We start from the raw sequence: 9,646 nt of genomic DNA on the forward strand, positions 1-9,646 counted from the left end.
GCACCGTTGGGGCCGGGAGCACCCGGAGCACCCGGGGAGCCCGCCACCCCCGGAGCACCGTTAGGTCCAGGTGCGCCCGGGGAACCGGCAGCACCGGGAGGACCGGCGGGCCCACTCGGTCCGGGCGGGCCGCTCGGTCCGGGCGGGCCACTCGGTCCGGGCGGGCCGACGGTGCAGGCCGCCCTCGTGATGGTGTTGTCGTCCAGGGTGACAGCGCCGTTGCGCGCCAGGGCACGGCCTTCGATCACCGAGGCGTGGTTCACGCTGATGGATGTGAGGGCCAGGATGTTGCCCTTGAAGAAGGAGTCGACATCGATGGTGGCGGAGCTGCCGACCTGCCAGAACACATTGCAGGGCTGTGCTCCGTTGACCAGGCTGACGACGCTCGACGGAGCCGTGATGAGGGTGGAGCCGATCTGGAAGATGAAGACGGCGTTCGGGTCGCCCATCGCGTCGAGGGTGACGGTCCCGGTGAGGTTCAGCGACGAACTCGCCTTGTAGACGCCGGGCGTCAGCGTCAGCCCTCCGATGTCACCGGGCGAGGTCAGGATGGCCGTGGGGGCCCGGCCGGCGGCATCGTTGTAGGCGATGACGAGGTCGGACTGGGCCTGCGCCGCCTGCGCGTCGTTGACGTGCTGAACCCCGTTCACGGCTCCGGGGGGAAAGCCCGTCACGCTGGTGCCCGGGAAGAGCCCCAGGTCACCGTTGATGACGCTGGGGCCGGTGTTGGTGACGGTTGAGCCCGCCAGGATCGCATAGCTGGTATCAGTCCCCAGCCCCACCGGTGCGGTTGCGGCGTGCGCGGGGCTGGGGACCAGGCCGGCCGTCGCGAGCAACGTCAGTCCGGACAGCAGGACGGACGCCCCCGCGAGTCGAGTGCGTCTACGCCCTCGTCCCGGTGGAGCGGACAACATGGCATCGACTGCCATAGGACAGGACCCTTTCTTGTCGCCGTTGAACTCCGTCACCCGAAGAGGGCATTCGGAGCGCCGCTGGTGGTTTCCGGTCAGGCCTCACGCCCTCGCACTCGCGCCGGAGGGCTTTCGACGATCGGAGCCAACCAGGGCAGGTGATGGAGAGTCACCAACTCACTACACCGTGCAACAACAACATGAAAAGAAGAGAGTGATAAAGATGCAACGGAGTGACGCACCAGCGCCGATCGGGGAATGGCCCCCATCCCGCAGCGTCATTCGTCTACGTACCAAATGGCGGGTTTGTCCCTCCACTGGCAGCCGACGGCCGGCAGCTGTCGGCCGGGGGGATGGGGGCTACCCGGGTCGCCGCCAACGCCATAGCAGTACCGTTTTTTCCTCTTGGCCGCGCCCGGGCCGGTGAATCACGTATCGCCCCGTGATCCCAATCGTTGGCCCGATCATGAACGACCTAACGAATCCGCAGGAAGAGGCGCTCACTGCGGCCGCCGGTGACGCCGGCACGGTGGCCGAGCGCTGCCGTGCCGCAGGTGGCCTCCTCAGGGTCACCCTCGGTGAACTGCGCGCGGAAGTCGGCTACCGAAGACTCGGCAAGTACGTCCTGGAAGAACTGGCCGAACGCCTTACCGAGGAGGGGCTCGGTTGGTTCCCGGCGTGGCGGCTCTCCCCGAGGGAGAACGGCGAGCCGCGGAAGGAACACGACCTGTGGGTGTTCCTCCGGGACGGCGGCCTGCGCTGCCAGGTCATCGACGCGGTCCAGGCTCCCGACGGCTCCGACGTCCCCGCGGTCCTGAACGGCCTGCTCACCGGCCGTCCCCAGAATCTCTCCCCGGAGCGCAAGCTCGGCCTCATTCGCGAAATCCTCGGGCTCTGACCTACACCCGAGAATCCGCCCACCGGATTCCACCCGCGCACCCGAACGTGCGCGGCGCTGTGCCGGACACCGCCGTCGGGGTCCCAGCACAGCGCCTCGGCACCTGCCGTCAGTCGGCCAGCGGGAGGTAGACCCGGTTGCCCTGGGCCGCGAACTCGGCCGACTTCTCGGCCATGCCCGCCAGGGCCTCGGCGTCGAACCCGCTGGAGACGGCCGTCGATCCGTCACCGTGCTCGTCGCGGATCTTCTGGGAGATCTTCATCGAACAGAACTTCGGGCCGCACATCGAGCAGAAGTGCGCGGTCTTGGCGGGCTCGGCGGGGAGGGTCTCGTCGTGGAAGGCGCGGGCGGTCTCCGGGTCGAGGGCCAGGTTGAACTGGTCCTCCCAGCGGAACTCGAAGCGGGCGTCGGAGAGGGCGTCGTCCCAGGCCTGGGCGCCGGGGTGGCCCTTGGCCAGGTCGGCGGCGTGGGCGGCGATCTTGTAGGTGATCACGCCGGTCTTGACGTCGTCCCGGTTGGGCAGGCCCAGGTGCTCCTTGGGGGTCACGTAGCAGAGCATCGCGGTGCCCCACCAGGCGATCATCGCGGCGCCGATGCCCGAGGTGATGTGGTCGTAGCCGGGGGCGACGTCCGTGGTCAGCGGGCCGAGGGTGTAGAACGGCGCCTCGTCGCAGATCTCCTTCTGGAGATCCATGTTCTCCTTGATCTTGTTCATCGGGACGTGGCCCGGGCCCTCGATCATCACCTGGACGTCGTGCTCACGGGCGATCCGGCCGAGCTCGCCGAGGGTCTTCAGCTCGGCGAACTGCGCCTCGTCGTTGGCGTCCGCGATCGAGCCCGGGCGCAGGCCGTCGCCGAGCGAGAAGGTGACGTCGTAGGACGCCAGGATGGAGCAGAGTTCCTCGAAGTTGGTGTAGAGGAAGTTCTCCTGGTGGTGGGCCAGACACCAGGCCGCCATGATCGAGCCGCCGCGCGAGACGATGCCGGTCTTGCGGCGCGCGGTGAGCGGGACGTAGCGCAGCAGCACACCGGCGTGGACGGTCATGTAGTCGACGCCCTGCTCGCACTGCTCGACGATCGTGTCCCGGTAGACCTCCCAGCTCAGCTCCTCGGCCCTGCCGTCCACCTTCTCCAGGGCCTGGTAGAGCGGCACGGTGCCGATCGGCACCGGGGAGTTGCGCAGGATCCACTCGCGGGTGGTGTGGATGTTGCGGCCGGTGGAGAGGTCCATGACGGTGTCCGCGCCCCAGCGGGTGGCCCAGGTCATCTTCTCCACCTCCTCCTCGATCGAGGAGGTCACGGCGGAGTTGCCGATGTTGGCGTTGATCTTCACCAGGAAGTTGGTGCCGATGACGGCCGGCTCCACCTCCGGGTGGTTCACGTTGACCGGGATGACGGCCCGGCCGCGGGCCACCTCGGCGCGCACGTACTCCGGCGCCAGGCCCTCGCGCAGCGCCACGAACTCCATCTCCGGCGTCACCACACCCCGCTTTGCGTAGGCGAGTTGGGTGACGGCGGCGCCACCGCGACCGCGCAGCGGGCGACGCGGCCGGCCGGGGAAGACGGCGTCCAGGTTGCGCAGGTTCCCGCCGCGCGGCGAGGTGTGCTTGATCCCGTCGTCCTCGGGGCGCGGCTCGCGGCCGTCGTACTCCTCGACGTCGCCGCGCTGGCGGATCCAGGCGTCCCGCAAGGCGGGCAGGCCGCGCCGCACATCGGGCTCGAAGGACGGGTCGGTGTACGGTCCGGAGGTGTCGTACAGCGGGACGGACCCGCCGTTGGTGAGCCGCACCTCGCGGTACGGAACGCGCAGGTCGGGGCGCGACCCCTCGCGGTAGGACTTGCGCCAGGCCGGGGTCGGGTAGCCGGTGCGCTCGCTGCTGGGGGCGCCCTGGGCAGACTGCGGCTGTGCTTCGAACGTGGTCATCTGACCTCTACTCCCTACGCCGGCATTACCCGGTCAGGTTCCTGCGGTCGACGCAGCCGTCGGTCCGTCCGTCGACGTCCCGGTCAGCGTCCTCTCAGCCCGGTGCTCCGAGCTCCCGCGTCGCAGGCGGTGTTGCCTGCACACGACGCCCAACACGGTAGCGAGCCGATCGCCGCAGGTCCAGAGCGCCCCACCCCGCCCGGTCGGCCCGCCCGGTCACCCGGCCCGGTCGAGCGACCGACGTCGTCGTCGACCTCTTCGGCTACTACCCGCAACCAGTAGCCGATCGGATACCGGAGAACGGCCGAGGCCCGGTCCCCCTCTCGTGGGGGGCCGGGCCTCAGGGCGGCGTTACGGGGTGGTGGGTCAGCTCTTGGCGGCCTTCTTCACCAGGACCACCACGGCGGCGGCGATGCCGACCACCACCAGCAGCTTGATCACGATCGAGAGCAGGGCGCCGACGACGCCGAACACGAAGGCGACGATGTTCCAGGCCAGCACCAGGACCAGCACCGGGATGACGATGTTGCGCACCCAGGAGGGCAGCGACTTCCAGAGCTCAGCCATGTCGGTTCCTCTTCTCCCCTCGGGTCGGCCGCCGTCCGGTGCCGCATCCCGCTTGCTTTCGGTCCTTCGATCGTACGGTGGCGCGAGTGCCGGAACGAGGCCCAACGGCCCGGAGAGAACCCCGAGATCACCCCGAGCCCGACCCCCCGGGTGACCCCCGAGAATTCGTCCGGCGGCGTACAACCCCCGGCGTTCCCAAGCGTCCAACCAGTGCCGGAAGAACGCCTGTCCGGTGCCATCGACCAGGGGGGAACCTGTCATGCGGGCCAGAACAGCCGTGTCCACCGCCGCTCTCGCGGCGCTCAACCTGACCGTGGCGGCGCTCGCCGCGGTCCCGGCGACCGCGGCACCGGCGGCCGTGACCGCCGCCGCCGACGTGACCGCACCGGCCGGGTTCGTCGGGATGTCCCCGACCCGGATCCTGGACACCCGCTCCTTCGACCAGACCCCGTCGCACGACCACTTCGGACCGCTCAAGGAAGGCGAGTACTACAGCACCCCGGTCTCGCAGCGCTGCGGCAACCACCCGCCGATGTACTGCGGTTCCGCCGTGCCGACCGACGCCACGGCCGTGGTGGTCAACCTCACCGTGACCGACCCGACCGCCGACGGCTACGTCACGCTCGCCGCCAAGGCCGGCCCGGCCGGCACCAAGCCCGCCACCTCCAGCATCAACTTCAAGGCCGGCCAGACCATCTCCAACCTGGTCACGATCGCGGTCGGTCCGGTCGGCCGGGGCGCCCCCTGGATCAACGTCTACAACAACGCGGGCACCGCCCATGTCGTGCTCGACGTGGTCGGGTACTACCGGACCGCGGCGACCGACAAGTACGGCCCGCTGACCCCGACCCGGATCGCCGACAGCCGCAGCGACGGCACCGGGCGGCTCGGCGGCGACGCGGTACGCACCTACCAGGTCGCCCGCCCCGAGCTGGGGACCGCGGACGCCACCTCGGTGGTCCTCAACGTCACCACCACGGACGGCTCCTGGGACAGCTTCCTGACCGCGTACCCGAGCGGGACGCAGCGGCCCGCCTACGGCTCGAACGTCAACTTCCCGGTGGGATCGACGGTCGCGAACCAGGTCGTGGTGCCGGTCGGCGCGGACGGGCGGATCGACGTCTACAACCGCGCCGGCTGGGTGCACGTGATCGTCGACGTCGTCGGCTACTACGGCCCGTCCGGAACGGGCCTGTTCAGCGCGCTCACGACGCCGGTCCGCAACCTCGACACCCGGATCACCGGTGGCAAGCTCCAGCAGGGGGCGACCACGGCCGTCCAGGCGGTGCCCACGGACGGCTCCGTCCCGAACGTGCTGGGTGTCGAGGCCAACGTCACGATCACCGACGTGACCGACTCCGGCCACCTCACGGTGTTCCCGGGCGGGGGCCTGCCGCCGAACACCTCCACCGTCAACGTCGAACCCGGGCAGACCGTCGCCAACTCGGTGACCACCGGGGTCACCGGCGGGGGCACCTACTCGGTCTTCAACCACGGCGGCCCGGTGAACGTCGTCGCCGACCTGACCGGCTACTTCGTCACCGGCTGACCCGGCACCGCCCGCCCGTCGTCCGCCCGTCGTCCAGGTACCGTGCGGACGGCGGACGGCCGCACCCGCGCGGCTTCAGACCGGCCAGCGCTCTCCGCGCCAGGCGGCGTCCCAGAACATCCACTCGTAGCGCGAGGTGGTCACGAAGTGCTCGACCACCTTGCGGCGCTCGGCCGCGGACAGCTCCTCACCGAGCCGGTCGGTGAGCGCCAGCACCCGGCGGACCACCGACTGGAAGGCCTCGTCGCCGTAGGTGGCGATCCACTTGGCGTACAGCGGGTCGGGCGAGCCCTGGGCGAGCAGCGCCTCGCCGACCCGGGCGTAGATCCAGTAGCAGGGCAGCACCGCGCCGACCGCCTCGGCGAAGGAGCCGCCGTAGACGGTGGCCAGCAGGTAGCTGGTGTAGGCCCGGGTGGTGGGCAGCACGGGCTCGGCGGCGGCCTCCTCGGCGCTGCCGCCGAAGGCGGTCAGGAACTCGGCGTGCATGCCCTGTTCGGCGGCGAGCGCGCCGACCGCGTCGTCGGCGAAGGCCCGGACGTCCTGCTCGCCGGGCGCCTTGGCGGCGCAGACGGCGAGCGCGCGGGCGTAGTCGCGCAGGTAGTGCGAGTCCTGGACGACGAAGTGGCGGAAGGCCGCGCGCGGCAGGGTGCCGTCGGTGAGCCCGGCCAGGAAGGGGTGGGCGAGGATCTCGGCGTACACCGGCTCGATGGCCGCCCAGAGTTCTTCGGTCAGCGTCTTGGTGCTCATGACGCCGACCCTAACCGGCGGGGCGCTCAGTCCTCCGGCGGGGAGAACACCACCAGGACGCGCAGTTCCTCGGTGATGTGGTGGAACCGGTGCGGGGTTCCGGCCGGCACGTACACCACCGTGCCGCGAGCGACCGTGGCGGTCTCGGCGCCGACGGTCAGCTCGGCCCGGCCGCTGATCACCTGGTAGATCTCGTCCTGGTCGTGCGCGGTCTGGGTGTCGGTGTCGCCGGGGGCGAGCGCGTACAGCCCGGCGGACATCCGCGGTTCGCGCAGGAACCGCAGGTACGCACCGTCGTTGGCCGCCCGTTCGGCGTCCAGTCCGTCCAGCCGGAAGAGCTTCACCGCCGCCGTCCTCCCTCGTTCTCGGGCCCGTCCGTCCACCTCCCGGACCAGGGGCATTCAACACCACCCCGCCGTCCGGTGGTTCCGCCGGGACGGGGGTACCTGTCAGGCTTGGGCGGCATGAAGGGTTTCGTCATCAAGACACTGATCAACGCGGCGGCCATCTGGGTCGCCGCCTGGATCGTCAGCGGCATCCAACTCGCCGAGGGCAACGCGGACTGGCAGCACAAGGCGCTGACGGTGCTCGGCGTCGCCGTCGTGTTCGGCGTGGTGAACTGGCTGATCAAGCCGGTGGTCAAGCTGTTCTCGCTCCCCCTGTTCATCCTCACGCTGGGTCTGATCACCTTCGTGATCAACGCCCTGATGCTCCTGCTCACCTCCTGGGCCTCCGGGAAGCTGAGCCTGGACTTCCACGTGACCAACTTCGTTTCCGCGCTGGTCGGTTCGCTGATCATCAGCCTGGTCTCGTGGGGCCTGCACCTGGCCCTGGACGACGACTGACCGGCGGCGCGCGGACAGCTGAAAGGGGCCCGCACCCGGGTGTTCCACCGGGTACGGGCCCCTTCGCCGTTCTCGCCGCGCGGCCTGCCGGCGCCGGACCGCTCACCCCGCGTTCTCGCGCCCCTTGAGCAGGTCGGCGAGCTGGGCGTCGATGTCCCGCCCGGTGAACTCCTGTCCCATCGGCACCAGCCGGTCGGTGCGCGCCAGGAAGGCGATCAGCGGCGCGGACGAGGCGCACAGCAGGGCGTCGCCGTCGGGGGAGCGCAGCACGATGCGGACCTCCGAGAGCTCGTCGCCGACCGGGCGGATGTGCACGTCGCCCTCGCCCGCCGGCCCGCTGATCCCGTCGAGCAGCAGCTCCCGCGCGAAGTACCAGGTGACCGGGGCGTCTCCGGGGAGGTGGAAGGTGAGCCGGACGGCGTACGGATCGTCGGCCTCGTACGCCAGGTCCACCGGAAGGCGGAAGGAGAGCTCGTGCGAGACCACGAGGTTCATCACCAGGTGACCCTGGACTGTGCTGTGCTGCATGGCGCCAGTACCTCTCGTTCTGCCCGCGCCGTCGGTCTGCTGGCCCGATGGCGGCCGGACATGTTTTCGACGGTTTTTGTGACGGTTTATGCAACCAATCCACGTTCGATCATCATCGTCCCGTTTGGGGATGTAGCGGACAAGGTGTGCTTTTTCAAATGGTGAACGAGCCGGAGCTGGTCCAGACCAAGTGGCGTCAGGAGATGAACGCCGGGCTCATCGCCCCCACCCCGCGCCGCAGTTGGCGGGCGGCGGGCCCCAGCCGGTCGGCCTGATCGACCGGGAGCGACAGGGCCATGGTGGCGACCACCGGGCCGATGGTGATCGGGACGGCCGCGCAGACCGTGCCGAGCACGTACTCCTGCCGCTCCAGCACGGGCATGGTCGGCCGCAGCGAGGCGAGCCGGCGCAGCACCGCGCTCTCACCGGTGAGGGTGGACGGGGTGAGCCCGGCCGGCGGGTGGCGGGCGAGGTGGTCACGGCGTTCCTCCTCGGGCAGTTGGCCGAGCAGGCACTGGCCGATGGCGTGCGCGTGGGCGGTGGCCCGGAAGTCCGCCCAGGGCTCGACGGCGGGCCGGCTCGGGTCCTCGACCACCTCCACCACGTGGACCTCGCCGTCCCGGTAGAGCGCGAAGTAGACGGCGGCGCCGAGTTCGTCCCGCAGGGACTGCATCCGCGTCCTCAGGTCGGGGTCGCCGGGCCGGGCGCCGGTGCGGGCTATGCCGTCGAGCGCCTCCCCGTGGAAGAAGCGCCCCTCGGAGCGCCGCAGGTAGCCCTCGTGGGCCAGGGTCCGCAGCAGGTGGTAGGCGGTGCCGAGGGGCAGTCCGGCGGCCCGGGCCAGCTGCTTGGCGGTCGCTCCGTGCCGGAAGCCGCCGACCGCCTCCAGCAGCCGCAGCGCCCGCTGGACGGAGCCGATCAGGGTGGGCCCGCGGTCCGCGGCCGCCCGCCGCGACCCGGCCGCCCCGGACTCCCGCGCGATCCGGGGCTCCCGGGCGGTCCCGAACGGCCGCGTCCGCTCGGACGGCCGTGTCCGCTCGGCCGGCGGCGGCTTCCCGCAGGGCTGCGTCTTCCCGAGCGGCTGCGTCTTCCCGAAAGGCTGTGCGATCCGATCCATGCCACCCAACCCCCAGCCCGAGTCCCTCGTACAGGTCCGTGCCCAGAACGGGCATGCGGAGCGAAACCTCCGATTTGCCCGATAGCTGCTCATTGCAGCACAGCGGGGCCCCGAACGGATGCACCCGACCGGGTCGGCGTTTCGACCCGTTCCCGGTGCGTTTCGCCCTGTTCCCCGGGTTTCGCCCCCGCCCCGGCGCGGGAGAATCCCGCACAACGCGCCAGTCCCGGAGGTGGCCATGGGCCCCGAGAACCGCACTCCGCCACCGCGCCCCGTCGTGAAGCGCACCGCGCGGGCGATCCTGCTGGAGCTCGACCCGGACGATCCGTACGGCCCGGCGTCGATCGTGCTGATCCGGCGGGTCCGGCCGGGCTCGCCGCACCCGTACTGGATCACCCCCGGCGGCGGGGTCGAGCGCGAGGACCGGACGGTGGTCGAGGCGCTGCACCGCGAGGTGGACGAGGAGCTCGGCGGCAAGGTCGTGGACGTGGTGCCCGCCTTCGTCGACACCATCCGGGCGCTCGGCACGTCCCAGGCGTTCGCCAGCACCAGCGGCTCGCCCG

General features: G+C 70.8%; 11 protein-coding genes and 1 riboswitch. Of the genes, 4 read left to right on the forward strand and 7 right to left on the reverse strand.

What is annotated here, in order from left to right:
• Positions 1-836: ice-binding family protein (locus ACIQOV_RS12660; RefSeq protein ID WP_401047988.1), on the reverse strand; the 836-nt coding region annotated here is incomplete at its 3' end.
• Between the two features lie 541 nt (positions 837-1,377).
• Between ACIQOV_RS12660 and ACIQOV_RS12665 the strand changes: the two genes are divergently transcribed.
• Entirely contained in the window at positions 1,378-1,809 is a 432-nt protein-coding gene (locus ACIQOV_RS12665) for a hypothetical protein (protein ID WP_401047991.1), read from the forward strand.
• Positions 1,810-1,918: 109 nt separating this feature from the next.
• On the opposite strand, the gene thiC is transcribed toward ACIQOV_RS12665, so the two are convergent.
• Both thiC and ACIQOV_RS12675 read right to left on the reverse strand, forming a co-directional pair.
• On the reverse strand, positions 1,919-3,733 hold the full coding sequence (gene thiC / locus ACIQOV_RS12670; protein WP_401047994.1) for a phosphomethylpyrimidine synthase ThiC: 1,815 nt from the start codon (positions 3,731-3,733) through the stop codon (positions 1,919-1,921).
• Positions 3,728-3,862: riboswitch (TPP riboswitch) on the reverse strand. It overlaps the preceding gene by 6 nt.
• 237 nt (positions 3,863-4,099) lie before the next feature.
• Entirely contained in the window at positions 4,100-4,300 is a 201-nt protein-coding gene (locus ACIQOV_RS12675) for a DUF5326 family protein (protein ID WP_049653234.1), read from the reverse strand.
• A 259-nt stretch (positions 4,301-4,559) separates the two neighbouring features.
• Here ACIQOV_RS12675 and ACIQOV_RS12680 point away from each other — a divergent pair, with 259 nt between their 5' ends.
• Complete coding sequence (locus ACIQOV_RS12680; RefSeq protein ID WP_401047997.1) at positions 4,560-5,849, forward strand: hypothetical protein; 1,290 nt, start codon at positions 4,560-4,562, stop codon at positions 5,847-5,849.
• Between the two features lie 75 nt (positions 5,850-5,924).
• Here the strand turns inward: ACIQOV_RS12680 and tenA are convergent, their stop codons facing one another.
• Together tenA and ACIQOV_RS12690 are read right to left on the reverse strand one after the other, a co-directional pair.
• Positions 5,925-6,596 (reverse strand): thiaminase II, encoded by a 672-nt coding sequence (gene tenA / locus ACIQOV_RS12685; protein ID WP_387694022.1) that lies wholly within the window; start codon positions 6,594-6,596, stop codon positions 5,925-5,927.
• Positions 6,597-6,622: 26 nt separating this feature from the next.
• Positions 6,623-6,940, reverse strand: a complete 318-nt coding sequence (locus ACIQOV_RS12690) for a cupin domain-containing protein (RefSeq protein ID WP_401047999.1) — start codon at positions 6,938-6,940, stop codon at positions 6,623-6,625.
• A gap of 120 nt (positions 6,941-7,060) precedes the next feature.
• On the opposite strand from ACIQOV_RS12690, the gene ACIQOV_RS12695 reads away from it, so the two are divergent.
• Positions 7,061-7,441, forward strand: a complete 381-nt coding sequence (locus ACIQOV_RS12695; protein WP_359905187.1) for a phage holin family protein — start codon at positions 7,061-7,063, stop codon at positions 7,439-7,441.
• 102 nt (positions 7,442-7,543) lie between these two features.
• Here ACIQOV_RS12695 and ACIQOV_RS12700 read toward each other — a convergent pair whose 3' ends face one another.
• Positions 7,544-7,969 carry an SsgA family sporulation/cell division regulator gene (locus ACIQOV_RS12700; RefSeq protein WP_359905190.1) on the reverse strand — a complete coding sequence of 142 codons (426 nt, stop codon included), beginning with the start codon at positions 7,967-7,969 and terminating at the stop codon, positions 7,544-7,546.
• A 196-nt stretch (positions 7,970-8,165) separates the two neighbouring features.
• A complete protein-coding gene (locus tag ACIQOV_RS12705) occupies positions 8,166-9,083 on the reverse strand; it encodes an IclR family transcriptional regulator (RefSeq protein ID WP_401048003.1) in 918 nt (305 codons plus the stop codon).
• A gap of 238 nt (positions 9,084-9,321) precedes the next feature.
• Here ACIQOV_RS12705 and ACIQOV_RS12710 point away from each other — a divergent pair.
• A partial coding sequence (locus ACIQOV_RS12710) for an NUDIX domain-containing protein (RefSeq protein WP_401048006.1) occupies positions 9,322-9,646 on the forward strand: 325 nt, incomplete at its 3' end.

It is taken from the genome of Kitasatospora sp. NPDC091257, from assembly GCF_044757675.1.
Taxonomy (GTDB): Bacteria; Actinomycetota; Actinomycetes; order Streptomycetales; family Streptomycetaceae; genus Kitasatospora; species Kitasatospora lactacystinica.

Excerpts from the sequence above, each read along its gene's own strand:
- ACIQOV_RS12665 (WP_401047991.1), top strand. The coding sequence starts at position 1,378 with ATGAACGACCTAACGAATCCGCAGGAAGAGGCGCTCACTGCGGCCGCC.
- thiC (WP_401047994.1), bottom strand. The coding sequence starts at position 3,733 with ATGACCACGTTCGAAGCACAGCCGCAGTCTGCCCAGGGCGCCCCCAGC.
- ACIQOV_RS12680 (WP_401047997.1), top strand. The coding sequence starts at position 4,560 with ATGCGGGCCAGAACAGCCGTGTCCACCGCCGCTCTCGCGGCGCTCAAC.
- ACIQOV_RS12675 (WP_049653234.1), bottom strand. The coding sequence starts at position 4,300 with ATGGCTGAGCTCTGGAAGTCGCTGCCCTCCTGGGTGCGCAACATCGTC.
- ACIQOV_RS12695 (WP_359905187.1), top strand. The coding sequence starts at position 7,061 with ATGAAGGGTTTCGTCATCAAGACACTGATCAACGCGGCGGCCATCTGG.
- ACIQOV_RS12700 (WP_359905190.1), bottom strand. The coding sequence starts at position 7,969 with ATGCAGCACAGCACAGTCCAGGGTCACCTGGTGATGAACCTCGTGGTC.
- tenA (WP_387694022.1), bottom strand. The coding sequence starts at position 6,596 with ATGAGCACCAAGACGCTGACCGAAGAACTCTGGGCGGCCATCGAGCCG.
- ACIQOV_RS12705 (WP_401048003.1), bottom strand. The coding sequence starts at position 9,083 with ATGGATCGGATCGCACAGCCTTTCGGGAAGACGCAGCCGCTCGGGAAG.